Source organism: Nonomuraea sp. MTCD27 (genome assembly GCF_041950495.1).
Taxonomy (GTDB): domain Bacteria; phylum Actinomycetota; class Actinomycetes; order Streptosporangiales; family Streptosporangiaceae; genus Nonomuraea.
The window spans coordinates 130,722-156,667 of the sequence record NZ_JBGNUW010000010.1 but is presented as its reverse complement, the minus strand read 5'-3'; the positions used below and the strand labels follow the sequence as shown (position 1 = coordinate 156,667).

Annotated in this window: 26 protein-coding genes, 1 tRNA gene and 1 pseudogene; 7 read left to right on the top strand and 21 right to left on the bottom strand. The window is 70.8% G+C overall.

Features of this window, described 5'->3' with window-relative positions; all coding sequences use genetic code 11:
* The first annotated feature begins 94 nt into the window (after window positions 1–94).
* Both ACBJ59_RS28535 and ACBJ59_RS28530 read left to right on the top strand, forming a co-directional pair.
* Complete coding sequence (locus ACBJ59_RS28535) at window positions 95–220, top strand: hypothetical protein (RefSeq protein ID WP_375113311.1); 126 nt, start codon at window positions 95–97, stop codon at window positions 218–220.
* Between the two features lie 10 nt (window positions 221–230).
* Complete coding sequence (locus ACBJ59_RS28530) at window positions 231–662, top strand: hypothetical protein (protein WP_375113310.1); 432 nt, start codon at window positions 231–233, stop codon at window positions 660–662.
* A 63-nt stretch (window positions 663–725) separates the two neighbouring features.
* Here ACBJ59_RS28530 and ACBJ59_RS28525 read toward each other — a convergent pair whose 3' ends face one another.
* Both ACBJ59_RS28525 and ACBJ59_RS28520 read right to left on the bottom strand, forming a co-directional pair.
* Window positions 726–1,865, bottom strand: a complete 1,140-nt coding sequence (locus ACBJ59_RS28525) for a cystathionine gamma-synthase (protein WP_375113309.1) — start codon at window positions 1,863–1,865, stop codon at window positions 726–728.
* A 138-nt stretch (window positions 1,866–2,003) separates the two neighbouring features.
* Window positions 2,004–2,198 carry a hypothetical protein gene (locus tag ACBJ59_RS28520; RefSeq protein WP_364138104.1) on the bottom strand — a complete coding sequence of 65 codons (195 nt, stop codon included), beginning with the start codon at window positions 2,196–2,198 and terminating at the stop codon, window positions 2,004–2,006.
* 212 nt (window positions 2,199–2,410) lie between these two features.
* Here ACBJ59_RS28520 and ACBJ59_RS28515 point away from each other — a divergent pair.
* A pseudogene (locus tag ACBJ59_RS28515) lies at window positions 2,411–3,412 on the top strand (sensor histidine kinase); the annotation flags it as partial.
* Here ACBJ59_RS28515 and ACBJ59_RS28510 read toward each other — a convergent pair.
* Window positions 3,335–6,526 carry a BTAD domain-containing putative transcriptional regulator gene (locus ACBJ59_RS28510; RefSeq protein WP_375113308.1) on the bottom strand — a complete coding sequence of 1,064 codons (3,192 nt, stop codon included), beginning with the start codon at window positions 6,524–6,526 and terminating at the stop codon, window positions 3,335–3,337. The pseudogene ACBJ59_RS28515 and the gene ACBJ59_RS28510 overlap by 78 nt on opposite strands.
* Before the next feature lie 62 nt (window positions 6,527–6,588).
* Between ACBJ59_RS28510 and ACBJ59_RS28505 the strand changes: the two genes are divergently transcribed.
* Entirely contained in the window at window positions 6,589–7,446 is an 858-nt protein-coding gene (locus ACBJ59_RS28505; RefSeq protein WP_375113307.1) for an NAD(P)-dependent oxidoreductase, read from the top strand.
* On the opposite strand, the gene ACBJ59_RS28500 is transcribed toward ACBJ59_RS28505, so the two are convergent.
* Entirely contained in the window at window positions 7,443–8,813 is a 1,371-nt protein-coding gene (locus tag ACBJ59_RS28500) for a cystathionine beta-synthase (protein ID WP_375113306.1), read from the bottom strand. The two genes, ACBJ59_RS28505 and ACBJ59_RS28500, sit on opposite strands and share 4 nt — an antisense overlap.
* 127 nt (window positions 8,814–8,940) lie before the next feature.
* Between ACBJ59_RS28500 and ACBJ59_RS28495 the strand changes: the two genes are divergently transcribed.
* The 3 genes from ACBJ59_RS28495 to ACBJ59_RS28485 all read left to right on the top strand — a co-directional run bounded on the left by ACBJ59_RS28495 (window position 8,941) and on the right by ACBJ59_RS28485 (window position 12,662).
* Window positions 8,941–9,924 carry an SGNH/GDSL hydrolase family protein gene (locus ACBJ59_RS28495; protein WP_364138115.1) on the top strand — a complete coding sequence of 328 codons (984 nt, stop codon included), beginning with the start codon at window positions 8,941–8,943 and terminating at the stop codon, window positions 9,922–9,924.
* Between the two features lie 104 nt (window positions 9,925–10,028).
* On the top strand, window positions 10,029–11,372 hold the full coding sequence (locus ACBJ59_RS28490; protein ID WP_375113305.1) for a hypothetical protein: 1,344 nt from the start codon (window positions 10,029–10,031) through the stop codon (window positions 11,370–11,372).
* Window positions 11,373–11,444: 72 nt separating this feature from the next.
* A complete protein-coding gene (locus tag ACBJ59_RS28485; protein WP_375113304.1) occupies window positions 11,445–12,662 on the top strand; it encodes an acetyl-CoA C-acetyltransferase in 1,218 nt (405 codons plus the stop codon).
* Window positions 12,663–12,725: 63 nt separating this feature from the next.
* Here ACBJ59_RS28485 and ACBJ59_RS28480 read toward each other — a convergent pair whose 3' ends face one another.
* From ACBJ59_RS28480 to ACBJ59_RS28400, 17 genes are all read right to left on the bottom strand, one after another.
* Window positions 12,726–13,133, bottom strand: a complete 408-nt coding sequence (locus ACBJ59_RS28480; protein ID WP_375113303.1) for a PPOX class F420-dependent oxidoreductase — start codon at window positions 13,131–13,133, stop codon at window positions 12,726–12,728.
* Window positions 13,134–13,188: 55 nt separating this feature from the next.
* Window positions 13,189–13,422 (bottom strand): DUF4287 domain-containing protein, encoded by a 234-nt coding sequence (locus ACBJ59_RS28475; RefSeq protein WP_043628756.1) that lies wholly within the window; start codon window positions 13,420–13,422, stop codon window positions 13,189–13,191.
* A 168-nt stretch (window positions 13,423–13,590) separates the two neighbouring features.
* Window positions 13,591–14,385: a Bax inhibitor-1/YccA family protein gene (locus ACBJ59_RS28470; RefSeq protein ID WP_375113302.1), complete on the bottom strand. Its 795-nt coding sequence runs from the start codon at window positions 14,383–14,385 to the stop codon at window positions 13,591–13,593.
* A gap of 564 nt (window positions 14,386–14,949) precedes the next feature.
* Window positions 14,950–15,022: transfer RNA gene (locus ACBJ59_RS28465), tRNA-Leu, on the bottom strand.
* Window positions 15,023–15,071: 49 nt separating this feature from the next.
* Complete coding sequence (locus tag ACBJ59_RS28460; protein WP_375113301.1) at window positions 15,072–15,608, bottom strand: peptide deformylase; 537 nt, start codon at window positions 15,606–15,608, stop codon at window positions 15,072–15,074.
* Window positions 15,605–16,117: an ACT domain-containing protein gene (locus ACBJ59_RS28455; RefSeq protein WP_364129018.1), complete on the bottom strand. Its 513-nt coding sequence runs from the start codon at window positions 16,115–16,117 to the stop codon at window positions 15,605–15,607. The genes ACBJ59_RS28460 and ACBJ59_RS28455 overlap by 4 nt, the downstream gene beginning before the upstream one ends.
* Window positions 16,118–16,196: 79 nt before the next feature.
* Window positions 16,197–17,513, bottom strand: a complete 1,317-nt coding sequence (locus ACBJ59_RS28450) for an NAD(P)/FAD-dependent oxidoreductase (RefSeq protein ID WP_375113300.1) — start codon at window positions 17,511–17,513, stop codon at window positions 16,197–16,199.
* A 96-nt stretch (window positions 17,514–17,609) separates the two neighbouring features.
* Complete coding sequence (locus ACBJ59_RS28445; protein ID WP_375113299.1) at window positions 17,610–18,404, bottom strand: uracil-DNA glycosylase; 795 nt, start codon at window positions 18,402–18,404, stop codon at window positions 17,610–17,612.
* A gap of 18 nt (window positions 18,405–18,422) precedes the next feature.
* On the bottom strand, window positions 18,423–19,349 hold the full coding sequence (locus ACBJ59_RS28440; protein ID WP_375113298.1) for a hypothetical protein: 927 nt from the start codon (window positions 19,347–19,349) through the stop codon (window positions 18,423–18,425).
* On the bottom strand, window positions 19,346–19,672 hold the full coding sequence (locus tag ACBJ59_RS28435) for a PadR family transcriptional regulator (protein WP_364129007.1): 327 nt from the start codon (window positions 19,670–19,672) through the stop codon (window positions 19,346–19,348). The genes ACBJ59_RS28440 and ACBJ59_RS28435 overlap by 4 nt, the downstream gene beginning before the upstream one ends.
* 97 nt (window positions 19,673–19,769) lie before the next feature.
* A complete protein-coding gene (locus tag ACBJ59_RS28430) occupies window positions 19,770–20,933 on the bottom strand; it encodes a hypothetical protein (RefSeq protein ID WP_375113297.1) in 1,164 nt (387 codons plus the stop codon).
* 172 nt (window positions 20,934–21,105) lie between these two features.
* Entirely contained in the window at window positions 21,106–22,053 is a 948-nt protein-coding gene (locus ACBJ59_RS28425) for an exopolyphosphatase (protein WP_375113296.1), read from the bottom strand.
* Window positions 22,044–22,532: a DUF501 domain-containing protein gene (locus tag ACBJ59_RS28420; protein WP_375113295.1), complete on the bottom strand. Its 489-nt coding sequence runs from the start codon at window positions 22,530–22,532 to the stop codon at window positions 22,044–22,046. Before ACBJ59_RS28420 ends, ACBJ59_RS28425 begins: the two co-directional genes overlap by 10 nt.
* Window positions 22,522–22,938, bottom strand: coding sequence for a septum formation initiator family protein (locus tag ACBJ59_RS28415; RefSeq protein WP_375113294.1), 417 nt, complete (start codon window positions 22,936–22,938; stop codon window positions 22,522–22,524). Before ACBJ59_RS28415 ends, ACBJ59_RS28420 begins: the two co-directional genes overlap by 11 nt.
* A gap of 64 nt (window positions 22,939–23,002) precedes the next feature.
* Window positions 23,003–24,280, bottom strand: coding sequence for a phosphopyruvate hydratase (eno, locus tag ACBJ59_RS28410; RefSeq protein ID WP_375113293.1), 1,278 nt, complete (start codon window positions 24,278–24,280; stop codon window positions 23,003–23,005).
* 91 nt (window positions 24,281–24,371) lie between these two features.
* A complete protein-coding gene (locus tag ACBJ59_RS28405; protein ID WP_375113292.1) occupies window positions 24,372–25,316 on the bottom strand; it encodes a MazG family protein in 945 nt (314 codons plus the stop codon).
* A gap of 2 nt (window positions 25,317–25,318) precedes the next feature.
* Window positions 25,319–25,918, bottom strand: coding sequence for a SurA N-terminal domain-containing protein (locus tag ACBJ59_RS28400; RefSeq protein WP_375113291.1), 600 nt, complete (start codon window positions 25,916–25,918; stop codon window positions 25,319–25,321).
* Window positions 25,919–25,946: the final 28 nt, after the last annotated feature.

Sequence of the window (25,946 nt, the reverse complement as noted above, 5' to 3'; positions counted from 1 at the left end):
AAGCAACCATACCCGCGGCGAACTTATTCCGTTGCACAGCCGTCTAGTCATTACGGACGATATTTACGTCCTAGACGGGGAAGGAGGGGCACCCATGATTGCCATGGTTCTCCTCATTGTGCTGATGGTCGTCGCGGTGGCGGCCACGGAGCTGTGCATGCGCTGCTCCGCAGAGAGCAAAGAGAGTGTCGAGTCCCCCAGCGAGATCGCCGGGGACTAGTCTCTCCGGCATGTCGTCCCTGCTTCTCTGGCTGCACATCGGATTCGCGATCTTCACGATCGGCCCGGTCACCGCCGCGACGATGGCCGCGCCGCGCGTCATCCGCAACAAGAACGTGCCCGCTCTGCAGTTCATCCAGCGTACGACGAGGATCTACAGCCTCGGCAGCCTGGGTGTGTTCGTGTTCGGGCTGGTGCTCGGCGTGACACTGGGCGGCGGGCTGCTCGGCAAGTGGTACATGACGGCGTCCATGACGCTGTTCATCGTGGCCGCCGTGCTGCTCGTCATCATCGACCGCGACCTGCGCACCGCCGTCCATGCACTCTCGAGCGAGAGCGCGGACGACGATGCGAAGGTGCAGAACGGTCGGATCGCCGCCATCAGCGGGCTGCTGTCGGTGATCTGGCTGGTGATTCTGTTCCTGATGGTGGTTCCCGAATGAGCCCATGCCTGGTCGGCGCGACCCCGGCCGACCAGGTATCGGCCGGCCAGGGACCCCCCGGAGTCAGCCGAGCGCCTGGGTGAGGTCGGTGAGCAGGTCGTCGATGGTCTCGATGCCCACCGACAGCCGCACCAGGTCGGACGGCACCTCCAGCGGCGACCCGGCCGCCGAGGCGTGCGTCATCCGGCCCGGGTGCTCGATGAGCGACTCGACGCCCCCGAGCGACTCCCCCAGCGTGAACAGCTTGGCCCGGTCGCACACCGCGACGGCCTCCGCCTCGCCCCCGGCGACGCGGAACGACACCATGCCCCCGAACCGCCGCATCTGCTTGGCCGCCACCTCGTGGCCGGGATGCTCGGCCAGCCCGGGGTAGAGCACCTCGGTCACGCGCGGGTGGGCGAGCAGCAGGTCCACGACGCGTTCGGCGTTGTCGCAGTGGCGGTCCATGCGTACGCCGAGCGTCTTGAGCCCGCGCAGCGTCAGCCACGCGTCGAACGGCCCGGCCACCGCCCCCATCGCGTTCTGGTGGTAGGCCAGCTCATCGCCCAGCCCGGCGTCGCCGGCCACCAGCGCACCGCCGACCACGTCGGAGTGCCCGCCCACGTATTTGGTGGTCGAGTGCACGACGACGTCCGCCCCCAGGCTGAGGGGCTGCTGCAGGTAGGGCGAGGCGAACGTGTTGTCCACCACCAGCAGCGACCCGTTGTCGTGGGCGAGCTGGGCCAGGGCGGCGATGTCGGCGATGCCGAGCAGCGGGTTGGTGGGCGTCTCGACCCAGACCACCTTGGTCTTCTGCGTCATCGCCGCGGCCACGGCGTCGAGGTCGTGCAGCGGCACGGGGTCGTAGTGGAGATCCCACCGCTGGTGCACCTTGGCGAACAGCCGGTAGGTGCCGCCGTAGGCGTCGTTCGGGATGATCACGTGGTCCTGCGGCTTGCACACCGTACGCAGCAGGGTGTCCTCGGCGGCCAGCCCCGACGCGAACGCCAGCCCCCGCGCCCCGCCCTCCACGGCGGCCAGCGCGGATTCGAGCGCGGTCCTGGTGGGGTTGGCCGAGCGACTGTACTCATATCCGGACCGCAGGCCGCCCACGCCGTCCTGCTTGTACGTGGACGTGGCGTAGATCGGCGGCACGACCGCGCCGGTCAGCGGGTCGGGCTCCTGACCTGCGTGGATGGCCAGGGTCTCAAAACCGTTGCTCATACAGGCCACGTTAACGGAAGACCCGTACGAAGACGGCCCGCGATCCGGTCCCCACCGGATCGCGGGCCGCTCACGGGGGCACCGTCCCCAACGGCTCCCCGTTCGGGCTCGCGCACCATGCCCGCGCGAGCCGGGTCGTCAGGCCGCCTTGGGTTCGGGCCGGTCCTCGCCTGACCGGGGCGAGAGCCGTACGACGTCCGCCTTGATGAACCGTCCGCGACCGCCCTCCGCGCGCTCCCCGTTGATGCGGGAGAGCAGCACGGGGTCGGCGAGCGCGAGCAGCACCCCGACGACCAGTCCGACACCCAGCAGCACGAACCCGATGGCAACCATTTCCCTGTCCCCTTCCGACATATCCAGCATCGGCGAAGCCCCCCGCCCGCCGCCTCCACTGAAGGGCTGGTCTCCGGCGAGCCCCCTCGGCCAAACGGTTGATACGACTTGTCCGACTTCCGGCCTAGGCTCGGGGCGTGGGGGACTCGAAACGCGTCGTGTACTGGCTCCGCCGGCTCAGCGAGATCGCGGTACTCGGCTGGCTGGGCACGATGCTGCTGGTCGACCTCGTGATCGCCTACGACGTCGGGACCTTCCAGTGGCTGGTGCCCGTCTGCGGCGCGGCCGGCATGACGGCCGTGGTGCTGCGGCGCCGGTACCGGCTGGAGGGCTTCGTCGTCATGCTGGCCCTGTCGTTGGGCACGTCGCTGGCGATCGGGGGCACCGGGCTCGACGGCGTGCCCGGCATGACGGAGACGGGCTCGCTGCTCATCCTGCTCATCGGGGTGCTGCGGCACGTCGAGCCGGTGCGCCGGGCGGCCGTGCTGGCGTGCGTGGCGCTGATCGTGCTGATGTCGGAGGCGAGCGGGCGCGACTACCAGAACGCGGGGCTGGTGTTCTCGTTCATCCTGTTCGCCGGCTGGTCGACGGCCGCCGGAGTCGGCGGCTACCTGCGCTTCCAGCAGGAGCGCCGTACGGAGGCGGTCCACTCGGTACGCCGGGCCGAACGCCTGGAGCTGGCCCGCGAGCTCCACGATCTGGTCGCCCACCACATCACGGGCATCGTGGTCCAGGCCCAGGCCGCGCGGACGGTCGCGGAGACCCGCCCGGAGGCGGTGGCGCCGGCGCTGGACGCGATCGCGACGGCGGGGTCGGAGGCGCTGACGTCCATGCGGCGCATGGTCACGGTGCTACGCGCCGCGGACGACGCGAATCGCAAGCCGGGCGTCACGCTGGCCGACCTGCGGATGCTGACCGACCGGTTCTCGTCGGACGGGCCCAGGGTGGCGTTCGAGATCGGGCCGGGGCTGGACGACCGTACGCTGCCGCCGGAGGTCATGACGACCCTGCACCGGGTGCTCCAAGAGGCCCTGACGAACGTACGCAAGCACGCCACCCGCACCGCCTGGGTGGAGGCGGACCTGCGGCGCCACGAGCGGTTCGTGGTGCTGCGCGTCCGCAACTTCGGGTCCGGCTCAGACCCGCGGGTGTCCCGCCTCGGCGGCGGGTTCGGGCTGGTCGGGATGGCCGAGCGGGTGGAGGCGCTGGGCGGCAGGCTCTACGCGGGCCCGTCCCCCGAGGGCGCCTGGGAAGTGGTCGCCGAATTCCCGCTCCCCTGAGCCGAGCTCCCGCTCGCCTGGACCGAGCTCCCGTACGGCCGGGGCCCGCTCCTCTGACGCCAGGGCTCGTTCCCCTGACGCAAAAACCCGTTCCCCTGACGCCAGAGCCCTTTCCCCCGAGGCCAGCGCCCGCCCGAGTGCCTCGTCGCCGAGCGCGGCGCGCAGCCGCCCGAGGATCCGGTCCACGTCCAGCCGCTCACCCGCCGGCAGCGGCGCCCCCACCGACCGCCTGATGGCCGTCGCCGCCCCGAGCAACCCCGCCGCCTCCTCCGCGTCGGAGAGCGACAGGGCCCCGGCCAGCCCCTCCAGGGCCAGCGCGATCGCCCGCGGGTCCCCGGTGGCCCGCGCGGCCACGTAACCCTCGCGATGCCGGTCGAGCGCCGCCTCCGCGTCGCCCCGCTGCTCGGCCGCGAACCCCAGCTCGGCCATGATGAACGCGACCCCGGGCGTCCCCCGCACCTGCCGCAGCCAGTCCAGCACGGGCAGCAGGTACGCCTCCGCCTCCGCGTACCACCCCCTCCGCCGCGCGCTCATGGCCAGCCCCAGCAGGGCGTTCTCCTCCGCCGACTTGTACGACTGCTCCACCGCCAGCACCCGGGCCCGCTCGTGGTAGTCGTCGGCCCCCGCGTAGTCCCCCGCCAGCAACGCGATCCGCCCCAGCCCGGCCAGCTTGAACGACACCTCGAACCCCAGCTCCTCCGCCAGCCGCAGCCCTTCTTCCCGCAGCCGCGCGACCCGCGGATAGTCCCCCCGGATCTCGGCCGCCCGGTCGAGCACGTCCATGGCCTCGATCTGCCCCCACGCGTCACCCAGCTCCCTGAACAGTGCCAGCCCCCGCTCCCCGTCGCGCTCCATCCCCGCCAGGTCGCCGCGCCCGACGGCGAGCTTGGCCCGCAGGCACAGGGCCGCCGCGACCCCCCACCGGTCCCCCAGCGCCTCGTACGCCGCCAGCGCCCGGTTCGCCGCCGCCTCGTGCGCCTGCCGGTCCCCGTACGCCCAGCGCACGTGGCTCAGCAGCCAGTCGGCCAGCGCCGCCCCGGCGCGGTCGAGCTCGCCCCGCCGCACGGGCGAGGCCGCCTCCCCGATCAGCAGCTCGACCCCGGCCAGCCAGACCGACGCCCGCGCGGCGACCGCCCCCGAAGGGGATCCGGCGGCCCCGCTCAACGCCGCCGACAGGGCCCGCCGTGCCTCCCGGAGCCGCCCGCGCAGAATCCAGTACCAGGCCAGCGCGTTGACCAGCCGCAACGCCTCCGCGCCGGCCAGCGCGAGACGCAGGTTGGCGCTCTCCGCGTCGAGCCGCGAGAGCCACTCCCGCTGCCCCGCCCCCCGCAGGTCCGCCCGCTCGGCCAGCGCGGTGTAGTAGCGAGCGTGGCGTTCCCGGATCAGGTCGTGCTCCCCCGCCTCCCGCAACCGCTCCACGCAGTACGCCCCCACGGACTCCAGCAGCCGGAACCGGGGTCCCGCCACGCGCACCACCAGCGACCGATCCACCAGCCTGGCCAGCGTGTCCAGCACGTCCACGCCGGGCTCGGCACAGATCTCCTCGGCGGCCTCCAGCGTGCACCCGTCGGCGGGCACGGCCAGCCGCCGCAGCACCACCCGTTCGGCGCCGGTCAGCAGCTCCCAGCTCCAGTCGATCATCGCCCGGAGCGTGCGCTGCCGGGCGGGCGCGTCCCGCATCCCGGCGTTGAGCAGCCGGAACCGGTCGTCCAGCCGGTCCGCCAGCTCCTGCACTCCGAGCGCCCGAACGCGCGTGGCGGCCAGCTCCAGGGCCAGCGGGATGCCGTCCAGCCGCCGGCAGATGGTGGCCACCGCCGGGCTCGCCCCGACGTTCGCCCGGGCCGTGAACAGCCGTACGGCCTCGGCCTCCGGCAGCGGCGGCACCACGCGTACGTGCTCGCCCGTCACCCCCAGCGGCTCGTGGCTGGTGGCCAGCACGCGCAGCCCCGGAGCGGCCCGCAGCAGGCCCGACACCAGCTCGGCCGCCGCGCCCACCAGGTGCTCGCAGTTGTCGAGCACCAGCAGCACCCGCCTGCCCGCCAGCACCCCGGCCAGCCTGGACGGCAGCGGCGCGGCGGCGTCGTCGCGCACCCCGAGCACGGCGGCCACCGCCTCGGCCGGATCGACCGCCCCGGCCAGCTCGACCAGCCAGACCCCGTCCGGCTCGGCGGCGTCGCGCGCGACGGACAGGGCGAGCCGCGTCTTGCCGACGCCGCCCGGCCCCGTCAGCGTCACCAGCCGGGACGTGGCCAGCAGCTCCTGGACCTCGGCCAGCTCCGCCGCCCGCCCGACCAGCTCGGTGAGAGGCGCGGGCAGGTTCGTGCGGGGCGGGGCCGACAGGCCCGGGTCCTGCCGCAGGATCGCCTGGTGGAGCGCCACCAGCTCGGGCGACGGGTCTACCCCCAGCTCCTCCCGCAGCCGCTCCCGCAGCTCCCCGTACGCGGCCAGCGCCTCGCCCTGCCGCCCGCCCCGGTACAGCGCCCTCATGTGGGCGGCCACGAGCCGCTCGCGCAGCGGGTGCCGGGCCACCAGGGCGCCGAGCTCCACGGGGTCGCCCAGTTCCAGGCGTACCTCGGCCTGTTCCTCCAGGGCCACCAGGCGCGTCTCCTCCAGGCGGGCGGCCTCGGCTCGGACGAAGTCCGCGTCGGCGAAGTCGGCGTAGGCCGGCCCCCGCCACAGCGCGAGGGCCTCCTCCAGCTCGGCCGCCCGCGTGGCGGGGTCCTCCGAGCGCCGGTCCACGAGCGCGCGGAAGCGGTCGGCGTCGGAGGAGTGGTCCGCCAGCCGGTACCCCGCCGGGCCGAGCACGACCGAGGCCGGGTCACCGAGCGAGCGGCGGAGCTGGGAGACGCGGGCCTGGAGGGTGCCCAGCGGGTTGCGGGTGGGCCGCCCGCCCCACAGGTCGTCGATGAGCCGGTCGGCCGAGACCGGCCCGCCCCCGTGCGCGAGCAGGTCGGCCAGCAGCGCCCGCACCTTGGCCTCGGCCACGGTGAGAGGCGAGCCGTCATCCGACCGGACCTGCAACGGCCCGAGCACCCCGAAACGCACCACGTCATAGCCAACCCGTGGCGGACCCGAAGTGTTTCCGTAGCGGCCTGCCCGATGGTGGGGGCATGAGCGAAGTGACAGTTGTGGGGCTCGGCCCGATGGGGTCGAAAATGGCGGAGACGTTCCTGGCCGCGGGCCACGAGGTGGCGGTCTGGAACCGTACGGCGAGCAAGGCCGACCCGCTGGTGGCCAAGGGCGCCAGGCGGGCGGCGACGGCCGCGGACGGCGAGCTGCTGGTTCTCAGCCAGATCAGCTACCAGGCGATGTACGACAGCCTCGGCGACGCCAGGCTGGACGGGAAGGTGGTGGTCAACCTCAGCTCGGGCACCCCGAACGAGCTGCGCGAGGCGGCCCGCCGGGTGGCGGAGCGCGGGGGCACCCTGATCACGGCGGGCATTATGGTGCCGCCGCCGGGGATCGGGGAGCCGGGGGCGTACACGTTCTACAGCGGCCCGAAGGACGCACTCGACCGGCACAAGGCGACGCTGGAGGCGCTCAGCGAGGTCACCTACGTGGGGGCCGACGAGGGGCTGGCGATGCTGTACTACCAGGCGCAGCTGCTGATCTTCTGGTCCAGCCTGACGAGCTACATGCACGCGATGGCGCTGCTGCGCACGGCCGGGGTGGAGCCGAAGGAGTTCCTGCCGTTCGCACAGGAGTCGTTCATCTCGCTCGGCGGCGACGGGGCGATGGGCTTCGCCAGGCACCTGGCCGAGGAGTTCGAGGCGGGGGTCTATCCGGGCGAGCTGAACTCCCTGCACATGCAGGCCGTCGGCCTCGCCCACGCCGTGGAGGCGCTGGAGGAGGCGGGGGTGGAGACCACGGTGCCGAAGGCGCTGCAGCGGCTGTTCGAGCGCGCCGACGCCGAGGGCCGCGGCGGCGAGGGCCTCGGCACCGTGATCGAGTCGATCAGAAAGCCCTAGTGGTTGGCCAGGAAGGCGAGCAGGTCCTGCCGGGTGATCAGCCCGGAGGGCTTGCCGTCTTCCAGCACAACCGCCGCATCGGCCTTCTCCAGCGCTTCAACCGCACGCGCCACAGGTTCACCACTGCCGATCGTGGGTAGCGGCGCCGACATGTGATCGGCGATCGGGTCGTCGGAGGAGAGCCTGCCGTGGTAGAGGGCTTCGAGGAGATCGCGCTCGACGATGGAGCCGACCACCTCGGCCGCCATGACCGGCGGCTCCTCCTTCATCACCGGGAGCTGGGACACCGAGTATTCGCGCATGATCGCGATGGCCGTGCCGACCGACTCGTGGGGGTGCGCGTGCACGAACTCCGGCAGCCCCGGCCTCTTGCGCGCCAGCACGTCACCGACCAGCCCCTCGTCGGAGGAGGTGGTCAGGAACCCGTAGTCGGCCATCCAGTCGTCGTTGAAGATCTTCGACAGGTAGCCGCGGCCGCCGTCCGGCAGCAGCACGACCACCACGTCGTCGGGCGCCGCCGTGGCCGCCACCCGCAGCGCCGCGACCACGGCCATGCCGCAGGAGCCGCCGACCAGCAGCCCCTCCTCGCGGGCGAGCCGGCGGGTCATGTTGAAGGACTCCTTGTCGGACACCGCGATGATCTCGTCGCAGATCTGCGTGTCGTACGTGACCGGCCAGATGTCCTCGCCCACGCCCTCCACCAGGTAGGGGCGCCCGGACCCGCCGGAGTAGACCGAGCCCTCGGGGTCGGCCCCGATGATCTTCACCCGCCCGCCGGAGACCTCCTTCAGGTAGCGCCCGGCGCCGCTGATCGTGCCCCCGGTGCCGATGCCCGCGACGAAGTGCGTCACCCTGCCGTCGGTGTGCTCCCACACCTCGGGGCCGGTCGAGTGGTAGTGGGAGTCGGGGTTGTTGGGGTTGGAGTATTGGTCGGGCTTCCAGGCGTTGGGCACCTCGCGCGCCAGCCGGTCGGAGACCGAGTAGTAGGAGTCGGGGTGGTCGGGCGAGACGGCGGTCGGGCAGACGACCACCTCGGCGCCGTACGCCCGCAGCACCGCGATCTTGTCCTGGGCCACCTTGTCCGGCACCACGAACAGGCACCGGTATCCCTTCTGCTGGGCCACGATGGCCAGCCCCACACCGGTGTTGCCGGAGGTCGGCTCCACGATCACGCCGCCGGGGCGCAGCGCGCCCGACTTCTCGGCGGCCTCGATCATGCGGACCGCGATGCGGTCCTTGACCGAGCCTCCCGGGTTGAAGTACTCGACCTTGGCGAGCACCTGGGCGGGGACTCCCGCATTGACTTTGTGCAGCCGGACCAGCGGAGTGTTCCCCATCAGGTCGACCAGGGAATCGTAAACGCGCACCGAGGTGTTCACCTTCTTTGCCAAAGCTTGATCAGCTTGCCAATGGCCGAGATCCAGTGGGGGTGGCAGGCCCTCGGCTACTTTCAAGCAAACGCTACCGCCGAGTTCGACTAGGGAGGGCACCTACGTGGTCTGGGCAGCTGGCATGGCGCGGGCGGCACGGAAGATTGCTACGGCAGCGGCGCTCGGTGGTGGCGGGCTGACGGCCCTGGGAGCCACGGCGTACGGGCTGCTGATCGCCGAAGGGCTGCTCGCGCGCAAGGTCATCGGACGTCCGCACGGCCTGGACGGGCCGCCCTCCGACGGCGTGTACGGCGACTTCCCCGGCGAGCCGCTCAAGATGGCCATGCTCGGCGACTCCACCTCCGTCGGCCTGGGCATGACCGATCCCGCCCACACGCCCGGCGTGCTGCTCGCCAACGGCCTGGCCGCCGTCGCGGAGCGCAAGGTGCGCCTGCTGGTCGCGGGCAAGTCCGGCGCCCCCTCCGCCGACCTGGCGCAGCAGGTGGACGTGGCGCTGGCCATGGAGCCGGACCTGGCGGTCATCTTCGTCGGGGCGAACGACATCATCACCCAGACGCCGCCCGCGATCGCCGTGCGGCATCTGGCCAAGGCCGTGCGCCGGCTGCGCGACGCGGGGGTCGAGGTGGTCGTGGGCACCTGTCCCGATCTGGGCACCGTGCGGCCCATCGCGCAGCCGCTGCGCTGGGTGACGCGGCGCTGGAGCCGCCAGCTCGCCGCGGCGCAGACGGTGGCGGTGGTGGACGCGGGTGGCCGTACGGTGGCGTTCGCCGACGTCCTGGGCCCGGAGTTCGCTACAAATCCGACAGAAATGTTCGGACCGGATCGTTTCCATCCATCTGACCGAGGTTACGCGCAGGCCGCTTACGCGGTGCTACCTTCGGTGTGCGCTGCGTTGGGGCTTTGGCCCGAGCCGCGTCCCGCACGCGGCGAAGCACTGCAACCGATCTACCTCGCGGCGGCTACGGCCGCGGAGGAGTCCGGCACCGAGGTCACCGCGACCCGGGTCGACGGACGGGCGACGGGCCTGCACGGGAAGTGGGCGACGTTGTTCCGCCGGAGGCTCGGCGAGCCCGTCAACGACGCCTGACGGTCATTCCGATGACCCCCGACGGCTCGGCGAGACCGCGCCCCCAGCCGGTTACCCTCCGAGTCGAAGCCGTCACTCCTCGTCCCCTTTGGAGTGAATTGCCCGTGCTCCGGCCCCTCTGGAAACCGTCCATCGCTCTCGCCGGAACCCTCGCCGCCACCGCCTGCTCCGGCAGCGACGCGGCCACCTCGAACTTCCCGACCTGGCACAACACCCAAGTCAACGCCGTCAGCCGGATGGCGGTGGCCGGCGGTGTGGTCGCCACCACCTCCTTGAGGCCCGACGGCACGCTCGAGACCGTCGCCGTCAACCTGCGCGACGGCAGGCGGCTGTGGGCCTACCCGGCCACGATGGCCGGCCGCCTGCCCGGCATGGGCGTCTCCGCACCCGCCATCGTGCAGGCGGCCGGGGGGCAGAGCGTGGTCGCCGCGCTCGACCCGGTCAGGAAGGGCTCCTGGAACGCCACCCTCGTCGTCCGCGACGCCCACTCCGGGGTGCAGAAGTGGACGAGGCCGGTGCACTCGACGTTCGGCCCGCAGCGCTGCGGCCCGTACGTGTGCCTGTCCGAGCACACCGCGCTGGCCAAGGCGCGCATGGTGGTGCTCGATCCGGCCACCGGGAAGCAGCTGTGGAAGCTGCCCGGGATCTCCGAGGTGGAGTGGGCCGACCAAAACCGGGTCCTGCTGCTCAGGCTGGCCGCCAACCCCATGGTGGAGTCGTACGAGCTCAAGACCGGCAAGCTCCAGTGGCAGCAGCCGATCGAGCAGGCGCTCGGGCCGGGGATCGACATGTCGGGCGGGTGGGCGTTCGGCTCGTCGGGCGACGACCTGGTCGGCTACGTCGCCCCCTACACGAACCCGCGGACCAAGAAGGTCTCCACGTTCGGGCTGTTCTCCGTGAAGATCGCCGACGGGACGATCAACTGGATGCGGCCCTCGGTCGTACGCGTCTATCCGAGCGGCAACCCCGGCTACGCCCCGGTCGTACGCCCGGTCGACCGCCACGGCTCCTACGGCGGCTTCGCCCGGCTCGACTCGGGCACCGGGCGCGTGGTCGGCCAGATCACCGCCGCCGAGGTGCCGGGCTCCGGCTGGTGGCTGGCCTTCCCCGACCGGATGGACAAACTGGGCTTCCTCAAGCACAACGCCAAGGGCACGGCGTTCGACATCGTCTCCGGCCAGGCCGTGCCGGTGGAGGAGGAGCGCGGCTGGTCCTTCTGCGTCACAGACCCCAAGCCGCTGCCGCTGCGCGGGCAGGCGCCGGGCTTCTACTCCACGGCCGCCATCTGCGAATACGACCTCGGCACCGGCAAGCGGGTCTCCCCGGCCACGGCCCCGCCGCCCTGGTTCACGGGCAGCCAGGACGGCTGGCGGCTGTGGCGGGACGAGAAGGGCGCCATCCACGCCGTGAACGACCACACGACGACGGCGCCAGGTATGTACGGATAGGGCAGGGGTCCGCGGGCCTTGCGCGAAGAACTGGAATATAGTTCTACTATTAGCGCCGACAAAGGAGGGGCCATGCCCGAGGCAGTCATCGTCGCAACCGCGCGTTCCCCGATCGGACGAGCCTTCAAGGGCTCGCTCAAGGACATCAGGCCCGACGACCTGACCGTGCAGATGATCCAGGCGGCGCTGGCCAAGGTGCCCCAGCTCGACCCGTCCTCGATCGAGGACATCATGCTCGGCTGCGGGCTTCCCGGTGGTGAGCAGGGCTTCAACATGGCCCGGGTGGTGGCGGTGATGCTGGGGCTCGACGACGTGCCGGGCACCACGGTGACCCGCTACTGCTCCTCGTCGCTGCAGACCACCAGGATGGCCTTCCACGCGATCAAGGCGGGCGAGGGCGACGTGTTCGTCTCGGCCGGCGTGGAGACCGTCTCCCGCTTCACCAAGGGCAACTCCGACTCGCTGCCCGACACCCACAACCCGATCTTCCTCGACGCGCTGGGCCGGACGAAGTCGTTCGCCGAGGGCGGGCGCGCCTGGCACGACCCGCGCCAGGACGGCGAGATCCCCGACGTCTACGTGGCCATGGGCCAGACGGCCGAGAACGTCGCCCAGATCAAGGGGGTCTCCCGCCAGGAGCAGGACGAGTTCGGCGTGCGGTCGCAGAACCTGGCCGAGAAGGCGCTGGCCGACGGGTTCTGGCAGAAGGACATCACGCCCGTGACCCTGCCGGACGGCACCGTGGTCGGCAAGGACGACGGGCCGCGGGCGGGGACGACATACGAGAAGGTCTCCTCGCTGGCCCCCGTCTTCCGCCCCGACGGGACCGTCACGGCCGGCAACTGCTGCCCGCTGAACGACGGCGCCGCGGCGGTCGTCGTGATGAGCGACGTCAAGGCGGCCGAGCTGGGCATCACGCCGCTGGCCAGGATCGTGTCCACCGGCGTCTCCGGCCTGTCGCCGGAGATCATGGGGCTCGGGCCGGTGGAGGCGTCGAAGCAGGCGCTGTCCAGGGCCGGGATGGCGATCGACGACATCGACCTGGTGGAGATCAACGAGGCGTTCGCGGCCCAGGTGATCCCCTCCTACCGCGAGCTCGGGATCGACCTCGACCGGCTCAACGTCAACGGCGGGGCGATCGCGGTCGGGCACCCGTTCGGGATGACGGGGGCCCGGATCACCTCGACGCTGATCAACAGCCTGCAGCACCACGACAAGAACATCGGGCTGGAGACGATGTGCGTGGGCGGCGGCCAGGGCATGGCGATGGTCATCGAGCGCCTGAGCTGACCGTACGCCCTTAGCAGACCGTATGTACGGTGGTCGGGCGCCCGCGCAACCGGGCGCCCGGCCTCAGCCGTGGTGCTCCGGCCCCACCCGGGTCGGGGTGACCCGCACGATCACGCGCCGGTCGCGGACCATGGCGGCGCGGTAGTCCTCCCAGTCGGGGTGCTCGCCCGAGATGTCGCGGTAGTAGGTGACCAGGTGCTCCATGGCCTCCGGCAGGGAGACGACCTCCGCCGTGCCGTCCACCTGGATCCACTCGCCGAAGAACCGGTCGGTGAAGACGCACAGCGACACCTGCGGATCGCGGCGCAGGTTACGGACCTTGATCGCCGTTTCCCTAGTGCTGATGACCACGTGGCCGTCCTGGACTCCTACCGTGACCGGGGACATCTGCGGGCGCCCATCCGGATGCCTGGTCAGCAGGACCGCGTGGTGGTTGCTGCGGAGAAAGCCGAGTGCCGTGTCGAGATCCATCCCCCCATGATGACGCGCCCGTGCTTGGGGCACGGGCGCGGGGATGGGTTTGGGCCTAGATGAAGCCCATGCGGTTACGGCGGTGCCGCTCGTGCTCGTGGACGATGGCGGCGGCGTAGCCGTGGGTCAGCCCGTGCTCGTCGGCGAGCCAGTTGGCCCGCTCGTCACACCTCAGGAAAGCCGGGCCGTTGTCGATGGCTTGAAACCACTCTGGGAGTTCGCGTCCCGTTATCGTGGGGACTCTGGCGATCAGCTTTGTCTGCGTCTCCGGTGAGTGGTTCAAGGACATGGGCACCTCCGCGGATTAAGGTCCTTTGCTTGACACTGCAACACCCACGTGAGAATGGCAAGCCCCCAACCTGGCATCATTTTGTGACGGCGGGTAGATTTTCGGTCGCACAGCGAGAGGGCCCCGCCGGAACGGCGAGGCCCTCTGGGGTGACACGAGGCTGAACGGCTAGTCGCTACTGGTGAAATAGCTGACGAACCGGAGCACCTCGAGGTAGATCCACACCAGGCTCAGCGTCAGGCCGAACGCGCACTGCCAGGCGAACTTCTCCGGGGCGCCCTGCTTGACGCCCTGCTCGATCGAGTCGAAGTCGAGCAGCAGGAAGAAGCAGCCGAGCAGGATCATGACGACGCTGAAGATCCAGCCGATCGGGCTGTCGGTGCGCAGGCCGAGACCACCGTCATTGAACAGGCCCACGAGCATGTTGACGAGCAGCAGCCCGAGTGCCGCGATGGCGGCCGCGACGGTGAACTTCACCAGCTTGGGCGTGACGCGGACGATGCGCAGGGAGTAGACGGTCAGCACCGCGCCGAACGCGAATGCCGTGCCGAGCACCGCCTGCAGCACGATGCCGCTGACCATGCCCTCGAAGACCGAGCTGATCTTGCCGAGGAACACGCCCTCGAACACCGCGTACGCCAGGATGAGCGCCGGGTTGGTGCTCATCGTGAACGAGGCGATCAGCCCGAGGATCAGCGCGACGACGGCCGCGCCGATGGCGACCATCGGCGGGACGTTCAGGATCCAGGCCGCGGCAGCGGCCACGACGAGTGTCCCGAGGGTCAGGAACCCTCGGACCACGACGTCGTCGAGCGTCATGGTCCGGAACGCCGGCCGGGACGGTGGTGCGTACGACGGCGCGTCGTACATGTTCTGCAACTGGTCGGGGGACGGGTTGGGACCTGCCCAGCCCGTCGCGGCCTGCTGCCGCGACCTGCTGAATACGGGGTTCTTGCTCTCCATCGCTGCCTCCTGTGACGCCGAGCCTAAGGGGCGCGGCGGCACCTTGGTCAACTGTCGCTCTAGATCGATGTTCATTCGGGACGGCTCCGTTCTCAACGAACGTGCCCACCGGAGAGTTCCCCTGATCATCCGCCGCCGGAAACCCTTCCCGGAGGGGCGGCCGGCCAGGGGCGCCCGGCCCGGCGGAGGCCCGGTCGGCGACTATCCGTGTTTCCCGGAACGAAAAGGCCGGTTGTAAAGCGTAGTCGGCCATTCACGGAAAGAAACATCCGCAAAGCGCGGGAGAAAGCAGGAAACCGACGCGTTGTCAATATCGAGAGGAGCACGAAAAGTTTTCGGGCGGGCGAACACGGGCCCACATCCACACCCTGTCCACCGGAGGTTACCGGGCCACCCGCGACGCACTCCACCGGTACGGCACCGGCCCTCCACCAGCAGTGATCGGCCGGTGACAGAACAACTCCATAACAACTCGATATCGACCACGAAGGGCACGCCCGGGCCCAGTCCGACGATCGCGGTAAACCTCCAGGTCAGAGACCCAAAGACAATGAAGATGGCAAGTGCCCCCGGCGGGATTCGAACCCGCACGTCAACCCTTTTAAGGGGTTTGCCTCTGCCATTGGGCTACGGGGGCGCCGCAATCATACGAAACGGACCATGCTTCCGAGGAGCACAACTTCGCATCAGGCGTCACAACTGTGAAGTCTGCGGTGAAGTGATAGCGCTCCAGGGACTCTGTCCAAGAAGAGTAGACCGTCCAGATGGTCCAGTTGGTGCTGAATGCAGCGAGCTTCGAAGGCATCAGCTTCGATGGTGACGGTCTCGCCGGTGCCTGGCAAATGCCCATGTACGGTGATACGCGTCGCACGGCACACGTCGGCGGTGAGCCCCCTGATGGATGCGCAGCCCTCGCGCCCGTGGTCCCAGTGGGCCGCGCCCGCGAGCCGTGGATTGGCCACCACGAGCTCTCCGGCCCACGAACGGCTCCTGGGGTGGAGACCGGCGTCAAAGGCGATCAGCCGCCAGCTCAGGCCGATCTGGGGGGCGGCCAGGCCGGTCGTGGCGGGCTCGTGGCGCAGGGTGGCCAGGAGGTCGGCCGCCGCGGCCACGACTTCGGGGGCGGTCGGGTCCACCGGCTCCGCCACGGCGGACAGGATGGGGTGCGGGGCGCCGAGCAGCTTCCGCGCGGTCCCCCGGGGGGTCCCGGCCGGCCGGGTCACAACAGGTCCGGTTCGACGGGCCGGAAGGTTATGTCCGAGTCCAGGCTGGCGCCGACGGCCGCCAGCCTGCGCATGAGCGCCGCCACGTCCACCTCCTCGGGTAGCTCGACGTCGGCGATCAGCACGTACAGGCGGCCGGTGAGCCTGGTGCTCATGCCGGTGATGTTGCCGCCGTCCGCGGCGAGCACGGCGCTGATCGCGGAGATGATGCCCGGCCGGTCGGGACCGTGCACGGTCAGCACGTAACCCAGGCCGCCGCCGTCGTCGCAGAAGTGGCGGCGGGCCTCGATGGCCGAAGCGGTGATCACGAGGTCCGGCTCGCCCACGCGCTTCATCAGCTCGGCCGAGTCCAGCTCGCCGGACACGAGCAGCATCATCGCCACGTGGCCCCCGAGCAACGTCATGGTCGAGTCCTGGATGTTCGCGCCGCAGTCGGCGAGCGAACCGGTTACTGCGGCGATCACGCCAGGCCGGTCGACGCCGAGCACGGTCACCGCTGAGAGACCCACCCGTGGTACCCCTTCTGCTTGCGACCAGGGGTGCCGAAAACGCCCCGGCGATGATCGCCGGGGCGCTGCCGTACCTGGGCTAGCGGCGAGTCGTCGCCACGGCGGCCCTGAAGCCCTCGCGCGGGTGCTCCATCTCACCCAGAGAGATCGTCTCTCGCTTGAAGAACAGGGCCAGGGTCCAATCGACGACGACACGGACCTTGCGGTTCAGCGTCGGCACCCGCGACAGATGGTAGGTCCGGTGCATGAACCACGCAGGGAATCCGCGAAGCTTGACGCCATAGACATTGGCGACGCCCTGGTGCAGGCCGAGACCGGCCACCGATCCGACATACTTGTGGCGGTATTCGACCAGTTCCTGCCCGCGCAGGAGGCGGACGATGTTGTCGGCGAGCACCTTGGCCTGGCGCACCGCGTGCTGGGCGTTCGGGGCGCAGTACTGGCCCGGGTTCGTCACGTCCGGCACCCCCGCGGCGTCCCCGGCGGTGAAGGCGTCGGGCGTGCCCGCCACCGTGAGCGTGGCGGTGGCCTTGATCCGGCCGCGCTCGTCGAGCGGGAGGTCGCTGTCGTTCACCACGGGGCTGGGCTTGACCCCGGCGGTCCACACGAGGGTCTCGGCCTCGAACTCCGAGCCGTCCGACAGCACCACGTGGCCGCCCTCGCAGGACACCAGGCGGGTCTCGAGCTTGACGTCGATGCCGCGCTCGCGCAGCTGCTCCAGCGTCCACTTGCCCATCTCGGGGCCGACCTCGGGCAGCACCCGGTTCGTCGCCTCCACGAGCACCCAGCGCAGGTCGGACGGCTCGATGTTGCGGTAGTAGCGGGTGGAGTCCTTCGCCATGTCCTCGAGCTCGGCCAGCGCCTCGACGCCCGCGAAGCCGGCCCCCACCACCACGAACGTCAGCGCCCTGCGCTTGATCTCCGGGTCGTCGGTCGACTCGGCCACGTCGAGCAGGTGCAGCACGCGGTTGCGCAGCGCGATGGCCTCACCGACGGTCTTGAAGCCGATGCCGATGTCGGTGAGCCCGGGAATGGGCAGCGTGCGGGAGATCGAGCCCGCGGCCATCACGATCACGTCGTAGGCCACCTTCCGGCCCTCCCCCTCGGCGGGCCGGAAGGTGACGGTACGCTCGGAGTGATTGATCTTGGTCACCGTTCCGTTGAGTATGCGGACCTTCGGGAGGATCCGCCGCAGCGGGGCCACCATGTGGCGCGGCGACAGGTTGCCCGCCGCGGCCTCAGGCAGGAACGGCTGGTAGGTCATGTAGGACTGGGGGTCGATGATGGTGATGCGGGCTTCGCCGCCGCGCAGCTCCCGGTGGAGCTTGCGCTGCAGCCGGAGCGCCGTGTACAGGCCGACGTAGCCACCGCCGACGATCAAAATGTGCTTGTTCATCCTGAGGCCCCATCCCTCGTGGAGAGTGCTTGTGAAAGCATTCACAAGCCTACGTCCTCGCTTTCGACGAATCCAATCGGGGGATGGTGGGACGCGTCACACAGCCAGTGACCTGGCCCTCGAGAAGACGTCGTCCAGCATCTGGGCGGTGACGCGGCCGGTGAAGGTGTTCTGCTGGCTCGGGTGGTAGCAGCCGACGAGCGTGACGGGGGCATCGCCGTACCGGACCTCGACCTCGGCCCCGTGGCCGAACGGCGGCCGGCTGCGCGGCAGCGCGTAGCCGGCGTCCTTGAGCGCGGGCCACATCGCCTGCCAGGCGTAGCCGCCCAGCGCCACGATCACCCGTACGTCCGGCGCGACCAGCGCCACCTCCCGCGCCATCCACGGGAAGCACGTGGCCTTCTCCGACGGCGCCGGCTTGTTCGCGGGCGGGGCGCAGCGCACGGAGGCCAGCACGCGCGTCCCCAGGAGCCGCTGGCCGTCCCCCGCGTGCGTGCTGGTCTCCCGCGCGGCCAGGCCGCTGCGGTGCAGGGAGGCGAACAGCCAGTCGCCGCTGCGGTCGCCGGTGAAGATGCGCCCGGTCCGGTTGCCCCCGTGGGCGGCCGGCGCCAGCCCGACCAGCAGGATCCGCGGCTGCTCGGCGCCCCACCCGGGGACGGGACGGCCCCAGTACGTCTCCTCCGCGAACGCGCGCCGCTTCACCTCCGCGACCTCCTCGCGCCACTCCACCAGGCGGGGGCACGCGCGGCAGACGGACTGCCTGGCCGTGAGCTCCGCGAGGGTGCCGCTGGCGGCGGCGAGGCGGCGCACGTCGGCGGGATCGAGCGCGACCGGCGTGTCAGCGGTCGCGGGGTCGTCGGGCCAGCCGGTGCCAGGAGGTACGAAACTCATGACACCGATGGTGCCCGATCAGTCCTTCGCCGGCGTCTTCGCGGGCGTCTTCGCGGGCGTGGGGACGGGCGCGGGCGTCGCCGTGGCCGCCGGGACCTGGGCCGGCTCCGGGGTGGGACACGCCGACGGCGTGGGCGACGGGCCCGTCTCCGCCGCCAGTGCCGCCCGCTGCTCGACCAGCGGCAGCGGATAGCGGTTGAGCACCGGCTCGCCACATGACCGGTCCACCTCGTAGCCGTAGTCCTCGGGATCGGTCGTGAGCGGGTTGCCGTCCTGGTCGTAGAGGTAGACGTCGGTCAGCGGGGTGCCGTCCTTGGCGTAGGGCTGGATGTTGTAGACGCCGTCGGACGACGCCTGCCGCATCCACACGTCGGGCTGGGCCATGTAGACCTCCCGCGGCTGCGGCGACTCCGCCTGCGCCAGGCCCGCGAGCAGCGCCAAGGAGGCCACCACGTTGGCCGCCAGCGCCACCAGCACCACCGGCCGCCTCCTGCGCCGCCGGCCGAACCAGACCGAGACCCAGACCCCGGCCGCCACGACTGCCCAGTCGGCGGGGTTCTCCGGGGCGACCTGCCCCTCGCCCGTCATGGACAGCAGCAGCATGGCCAGCACGTAGCCGCGCAGCACCCACCACCCCGGCCGCAACTCCGGCAGGAAGCCCACGAAGCTCCTGTAGGGCCCCTGTCCCATCAGCCCGGTATGCGCCCTCCGGGCCCACGCGCGCGGGTCCAGGCGCTTCCTGGGGCCCCGCTCGGGGCGCTCCCCGTACGCGGCCGCCAGCTCCTCGGCGTAGGCCTCGGGCGGCCCGAGCCGGTCCTCCAGCGGCAGGCCGGGGTCCGCGGCGATCTCGGCCAGGTGGTCGTCGAGGTCTTCCAGCAACTCCTCCCGCTCGGGATGGCCGGCCAGAGCCTCCCGTACGGCCTGGGCGTACTGTTCGGGGGTCATGCTTGTCCCTCCTTGAGCAGGGCTGCCATGGTGGCCGAGAAGGAGGCCCAGGTCTTGGCCGAGGCGGCGTACATCTCCCTGCCGACGTCGTTGAGCCCGTAGTACTTGCGGTGCGGCCCCTCGTCGGAGGCCACCACGTAAGAGGTCAGCGCGCCGGCCTTGAACAGGCGGCGCAGCGTGCCGTAGACGGAGGCGTCGCCCACGTCCTGCAGACCGGCCTCCCTGAGCCTGCGCACGACGTCGTAGCCGTAGCCGTCACGTTCGTCGAGCACGGCCAGCACGGCCAGGTCGAGCACGCCCTTGAGGAGCTGGCTGCTGTCCACGCGATGCACACTACTGTGCAAAGCAGAATAGTGGCAACCGAAAAACCGGGTGGCGCCCGAAGGTGCCACCCGGTTCAGCCGATCAGCGTCGTTCCGCTCAGGAGGCGGACGGCGCGCTCGGCGTGGTCGACGAAGACGGCGACGGCGAAGGCGTCGGCGTCGTCGGGACCTGGCACGCGGGGTAGGACTTCGTGACCGCGGCGCTGTCACCGGGGCCGAAGACCGACAGCGTGACAGTGCCGCCCTTGGCGGCGTCGCCGGTCAGCTCCTTGGTGATCGTCTCGACGGCCTTCGTGCCACCGTGGCGGCCGAAGTACGTCTCGCTGCCACCCACGACCGTGCCGTTCAGCGTCCAGGTCCAACGGACCTTGCCGGCGCCGGTCGAGCTGACGGTGCCGCTCGCGAAGACCTTGCAGTCGCTCGTGGTCGACACCGAGGAGGAGGCGCTCACCTTGGTGGCGGGAGCCTCAGGGGCGCTGTCCTTGCACCAGACCTTGTAGTAGGCCCGGTTGGAGGACGTGCCGTCAGGGCCGAGGATCTCGAGCTGCGCCCAGCCGCGCTGGCTGTGACGCGGGGAGATGCCGAAGCCGACCTTGCGCGCGTCGCGGACCTTGATCTTGCCGTAGTCGACGACGTCACCGTTGAGGACCCAGCGGTAACGCACCCACGTCGGGCGGGTGGTCTCGATCAGGCCGACGAAGTCGATCTTGTCGCCGGGGGTGCAGGGGCCGGCGTACGAGCTCGGGCTGGCCCAGGCGCGGGCGCTGACCGAGACGTCGAGGTGCGTACGCACGTTCTCCTGCGGCTTCTGGCAGTCGACGGCGAAGTAGCCCTTCTTGGAAGTGACCTTCTTCGGACCGAGGACCTGAACGGCCTCCCAGCCCTTGACGTCTTCCTTGAAGGTGATGGACTGCTTGACCGTCACCGTCTTGGTGCCCTTGCCGCTGAGCTTGATCACGTTGACCTTGCTCTTGGACCCGTCACCGTGGAGCCAGCGGTAGGCCAGCTCCGTCTTGCCCTTGACAGGCACCTTGATCTTGGCCGAGAAGTTCACCTTGGCCGGGCAGGAACCTTCGTAGTCACCGGGAGAGGCCTTCGGCGCGGAGACCGAGACCTTGGGTCCCGACGCGGCCTTGCCCGCGGCCGTGGCCGAGGTGGCAGCCTGCGCGGGGCCGGCGACCAGGCCCGCGGCCATGGTGGCCAGCACCGCGGCCGACGCGCCGAACGCAGCGGCCCTGCGTGCTAACCCAACAGACATCATGTGAGAGTGCTCCATTCCGTGAGGGAAGAGACGCGCTCGGGAACGGTCGCCACGCCAGCGCCTTTCGCGCACAGCGATATGGCAAAGCCCCCGTAATGCCCCTTTACCTAATCACAATAGTGATTGCACGCTCAACACGACCCGCGGATCGGAAATGTCCGGATTTCTTCAGCTATCCGGCAAGGGACCAGGCGATTCCATCCAAGATGTCGTGTTCGCTCACGACGACCTGCGAGAACGCGAAACGACGGACGATGCGGTCAAGAATTAGCGCGCCGGTGCCAATCACGTCAACCCTCCCGGGATGCATCACGGGCAGAGCCGCGCGCTCACTATGGGTCATCGCGAGCAGCCGCCGCGTGACGTCGTGCACCTGCTCGGCGGAAATCCGCGAGTGGTGAATGCGGGCGGAGTCGTAGGCCGGCAGGTCGAGCGCGATGCCCGCCACCGTCGTCACCGAGCCCGCCAGGCCCACCAGCGTGTGCGCCTGCCGGACGGGGACCTCCGCCTCGACCCCGTCGAGGGCGGCCTCGATGTCGGCCACCACGGCCTCCAGCGCCGGCGCCGACGGCGGGTCGCCGGCGTCGCGCAGATGCCGCTCGGTCAGGCGTACGCAGCCGATGTCCACCGACAGTGCCGCCTGCGCGTGCTCGGAGCCGACCACGAACTCGGTGGAGCCGCCGCCGATGTCCACCACCAGGTAGGGAGGCAGCGGGCCCTGAGGCACCTCCGTCTCGGGCGACAGGTGCACCAGCCCCCTGGTCGCGCCCGTGAACGACAGCTCGGCCTCCTCGGCCCCCGTCACCACCTCGGGCTCCACCCCGAAGATCTTGCGGACGCCGTCCACGAACTCCTGCCGGTTGGCCGCGTCCCTGGTCGCGCTCGTGGCCACCACGCGCGTGGCGGTGGCGCCGTGCCGGTCGATCAGCTCCTGGTAGCCGCGCATGGCCGCGAACGTGCGCTCCAGGGCCTCCGGCGCCAGCCGGCCGGTCCTGTCGACGCCCTGGCCGAGCCGGACGATCTCCATCCGCCGCTCGACGTCGCCGAGCTCGTCCCGCTCGACGTCGGCGATGAGCAGGCGTACGGAATTGGTGCCGCAGTCGATGGCGGCTACACGCATGGTCCGTCACTCCACCAGTCGGGGAGAGCGTCCAGCGCCTCCCTGCCGAACGGGTTGGCCCCGGGCACCGCCAGCTCGTGCGCCACGAGCGCGTGCAGGCACTTGACCCGCTGCGGCATTCCCCCCGTGCTCTGCATGTCGCGCGGGAGCGGCGCCAGGCCCTCTTCCTGCGCCGCCCTGTCGCGCCTGGCCACGTAGTCGTCGTGCGCGGCGCGGTAGGAGGCCGCCAGCTCGGGATCGGTGGCCAGCCTGGCCTGCATCTCGCGCATCAGCCCCGAGCCCTCCAGCGTGCCGATGGCGGAGGCCGCCTTGGGGCAGGTCAGGTAGTAGAGGGTCGGGAAGGGCGAGCCGTCCGGCAGCCGCGGCGCGGTCTCCACCACGTCGGGGTTGCCGCAAGGGCAGCGGTGCGCGACCGCGCGCAGCCCTCTGGGCGGCCGCCCGAGCTGCTCCCGTACGACCTCGACGTCCTTACTGTCCAACGCTTTCCTTTCCCGTCACAGCCCGGCGACCGGTGCCCTTGTCGGCGGCCTCCACGGACTCCCAGAGCGTCTGATACCACGGCGGCACCGTCGCCGGCTGTTTCACGGCCGTCTGTTCCTTGCCCTGTTCGGGCTCCATCACCACATAGCACTTCTCGCCGGGCCCGCAGTAGTGCAGCCGTTCCTTGGCCGTCTTCTTGATCCAGTTGGGATCGTCGCTCTGCCGGTCACGGGCCAGCAACGCCTGCTTCTCGGCCTCGACCCTGGCCTTCTCGGCCCGCAGCTCCGAGATGCTGCGGCGCAGGCTGATGTATTCGCGCACAGGGTAGGCCAGGCTCATCGCGATCGCGCACACCACGACGGCCAGGATGGCGGCCCGCCCGGTCAGCTGCGGCCTTTTCGCCATTTGCTGCACACCCCCTCAAGTGCGGCTCGCGGCCGGATCGGGGTGCCGCGAGCCGTACTCGAAACTAGCGCCGGAAACGCGGGAACGCCGCGCGACCCGCGTAGCGGGCGGCGTCGTCGAGGAGCTCCTCGATACGCAGCAGCTGGTTGTATTTCGCCACCCGGTCCGAGCGGGCCGGGGCGCCGGTCTTGATCTGGCCGCAGTTGACCGCCACGGCGAGGTCGGCGATCGTCGTGTCCTCGGTCTCGCCGGAGCGGTGGCTCATCATGCACCGGTAGCCGCTGCGGTGGGCCAGGTCCACGGCGTCGAGTGTCTCCGACAGCGTGCCGATCTGGTTGACCTTGACCAGCAGGGCGTTGGCCGCGCCGTCCTTGATGCCCCGCTCCAGCCGCTCGGGGTTGGTCACGAACAGGTCGTCGCCGACGAGCTGCACCTTGTCGCCGAGCGAGGTGGTGATGGCCTTCCAGCCCTCCCAGTCCTCCTCGTCGAGCGGGTCCTCGATCGAGACGAGCGGGTAGTTGGCGACCAGGTCCTCGTAGAAGGCGATGAGCTCCTGCGCCGAGAGGCCCTTGCCGTCGATCGTGTAGACGCCGTCCTTGTGGAACTCGGAGGCGGCCACGTCGAGAGCCAGCGCGATGTCCTCGCCCGGCACGTAGCCGGCCCGCTCGATGGCGACCAGGATCAGGTCGAGCGCGTCGCGGTTGGAGGGCAGGTTGGGCGCGAAGCCGCCCTCGTCGCCCAGGCCCGTGGCGTAGCCCTTCTCCTTCAGCACGCTCTTGAGCGCGTGGTAGACCTCGGTGCCCATGCGCACGGCCTCGCGGAACGTCTCCGCCCCGATCGGCGCGATCATGAACTCCTGGATGTCCACGTTGGTGTCGGCGTGGGCGCCGCCGTTGAGGATGTTCATCATCGGCACCGGCAGCACGTGGGCGTTGGGGCCGCCCAGGTAGCGGAAGAGCGGCAGGTCGGCGCTGTCGGCGGCGGCCTTGGCCACGGCCAGCGAGACACCCAGGATGGCGTTGGCGCCGAGCTTGGCCTTGTTGGGCGTGCGGTCCAGGTCGATCATGATCTGGTCGATGATGCGCTGGTCCTCGGCCTCGACGCCGCTGATCTCGTCGAAGATCTCGTCGGTCACGGCGAGCACGGCCTTCTCCACGCCCTTGCCGCCATAGCGCTTGCCGCCGTCACGCAGCTCGACCGCCTCGAACTGGCCGGTGGACGCCCCGCTCGGCACGGCCGCGCGGCCGGTGCTGCCGTCGTCGAGCACCACCTCGACCTCGACCGTCGGGTTGCCCCGGGAGTCGAGGATCTCGCGAGCGTATACGACCTCGATGGTAGCCACGGGATGCGCTCCTAAATCGAAAGGCAATATGCCATCAGAGCCTATCGGTACGCCCGCACCCGAAGACTGCACGGGCCTGCGCCCCCGCCGGTCAGCCCCGGTCCTGGCCGGACGACTCCCACGCGCGCACCCGGTCACGGTACGACCGCGCCGCCGCGCGCAGCTCGGCCTCGGCGTCCAGCCCGCCCTCGGCGGCCCGCCGCACCAGGTCGAACAGCTCCCGCGCGACCCCCTGCCCGACCGCGGCCGACAACGACTCCGGCGCCCCGGCCCGCTCGGCCCGGCGCACCAGCTGCGCGGCCAGCGACAGTGCCGGCTGCCCCATGGGGACCCCGTCGAGCACCGACTCCGTGCCCTTGGCCGCCCGCTCGGCCGCCTTGATCGCGTCCCAGTTGTCGTTGACCTCGTCCGCGCTCTCGACGCGTACGGAGCCGAACACGTGGGGGTGGCGGCGGACGAGCTTGTCCACGATCCCGGCCGCCACGTCGTCCATGTCGAAGTCGTCGGCCACCCGGGCGTGGAACACCACCTGCAGCAGCAGGTCGCCCAGCTCCTCCCGGAGCGCCTGGTAGTCGCCCCGCTCGATGGTCTCGAGCACTTCGTAGGCCTCTTCCAGCAGGTACGGCACCAGCGTCTCGTGCGTCTGCTTGCGGTCCCACGGGCACTCGGTGCGCAGCCGGTCCATCACCGCGACCAGGTCGAGCACCCGCGCGCCCGGCAGGTCGTACGACCCCGGCACGACCTCGATCACCGGCGGCTCCGCCAGCGCGACCGCGGCGTGCCCGACGGCCCGCATGAAGTTCTCGCCGTCCTGCTCGGAGAGCCACACCACGGTCTCGGCGACCGCCCGCCGCGCCAGACCGGACGGGTCCGGCTCGACGACCTCGACCTCGACCCCGGCCTCCGCCAGGTAGGGAAGCTGCGGATGGGCGGCGGAGGCGGTCAGCACCGGCCCGGAGCGCAGCGCCTGCCAGGCCTGGTGGCTCAGCAGGCCCGGCGCGACCCTGGGCGAGGTGGTGACGACGATCAGCGGCACGATCAGCCCTGCTGCGGCTGCGGCTGCGCCTGCTGGGTGAGCTTGCCGAACCTGCCGGTGTCGACGAACAGCGCCGGGTTCTGCTCCGAGCGCTGCGGGTTGAGCGTGCCGTAACGCGGGTTGAAGACCGGCTTGATCGAGCTGAACTCCGCGACCAGCCGCTGCTGCCCGGCCTGGCCGAACTTCTGCTGCAGCTTCGACAGGCCCACCATCACCCGGCCGTAGTCGCGGGCGTCGTTCGGCGAGACTCCGTTGGCCAGCAGGTTGATCTCGGGCGACTCGAACTGCCCCGGGTCCTTGAGCGCGGCGTCGACCTCCGTCTCGCTCACCTGGACGTTGTGCCGGGCCATGAGCTGCCTGGACACGCTCACGTTGACCAGGCGCTGCAGCACGACCTGGATGACCGGCACGCCCAGCGCCGACTCGTCCAGCTTGGCCCGCTTCAGCGCGGCGAGGTAAGCCTGCGTGTCCGTGTTGAGCTTGCTCGTCGAGATGCGCTCGTTCCCGACCACGGCCGCGGCCCCGGCCTGCATGGGGGAGGAGCAGGCGGTCAGTGCCACGGCCACCGTTGCGGCGGCCACAGCCACTCGTATCGACTTCACGTACGTCCCTTTCCGACCCGAAAACCGC

Bases quoted from the DNA above. Each gene is read 5' to 3' on its own strand.
- ACBJ59_RS28535 (WP_375113311.1), top strand. From the start codon at position 95: ATGATTGCCATGGTTCTCCTCATTGTGCTGATGGTCGTCGCGGTGGCG.
- ACBJ59_RS28530 (WP_375113310.1), top strand. From the start codon at position 231: ATGTCGTCCCTGCTTCTCTGGCTGCACATCGGATTCGCGATCTTCACG.
- ACBJ59_RS28525 (WP_375113309.1), bottom strand. From the start codon at position 1,865: ATGAGCAACGGTTTTGAGACCCTGGCCATCCACGCAGGTCAGGAGCCC.
- ACBJ59_RS28520 (WP_364138104.1), bottom strand. From the start codon at position 2,198: ATGGTTGCCATCGGGTTCGTGCTGCTGGGTGTCGGACTGGTCGTCGGG.
- ACBJ59_RS28505 (WP_375113307.1), top strand. From the start codon at position 6,589: ATGAGCGAAGTGACAGTTGTGGGGCTCGGCCCGATGGGGTCGAAAATG.
- ACBJ59_RS28485 (WP_375113304.1), top strand. From the start codon at position 11,445: ATGCCCGAGGCAGTCATCGTCGCAACCGCGCGTTCCCCGATCGGACGA.
- ACBJ59_RS28480 (WP_375113303.1), bottom strand. From the start codon at position 13,133: ATGGATCTCGACACGGCACTCGGCTTTCTCCGCAGCAACCACCACGCG.
- ACBJ59_RS28475 (WP_043628756.1), bottom strand. From the start codon at position 13,422: ATGTCCTTGAACCACTCACCGGAGACGCAGACAAAGCTGATCGCCAGA.
- ACBJ59_RS28470 (WP_375113302.1), bottom strand. From the start codon at position 14,385: ATGGAGAGCAAGAACCCCGTATTCAGCAGGTCGCGGCAGCAGGCCGCG.
- ACBJ59_RS28450 (WP_375113300.1), bottom strand. From the start codon at position 17,513: ATGAACAAGCACATTTTGATCGTCGGCGGTGGCTACGTCGGCCTGTAC.
- ACBJ59_RS28445 (WP_375113299.1), bottom strand. From the start codon at position 18,404: ATGAGTTTCGTACCTCCTGGCACCGGCTGGCCCGACGACCCCGCGACC.
- ACBJ59_RS28440 (WP_375113298.1), bottom strand. From the start codon at position 19,349: ATGACCCCCGAACAGTACGCCCAGGCCGTACGGGAGGCTCTGGCCGGC.
- ACBJ59_RS28430 (WP_375113297.1), bottom strand. From the start codon at position 20,933: ATGATGTCTGTTGGGTTAGCACGCAGGGCCGCTGCGTTCGGCGCGTCG.
- ACBJ59_RS28425 (WP_375113296.1), bottom strand. From the start codon at position 22,053: ATGCGTGTAGCCGCCATCGACTGCGGCACCAATTCCGTACGCCTGCTC.
- ACBJ59_RS28415 (WP_375113294.1), bottom strand. From the start codon at position 22,938: ATGGCGAAAAGGCCGCAGCTGACCGGGCGGGCCGCCATCCTGGCCGTC.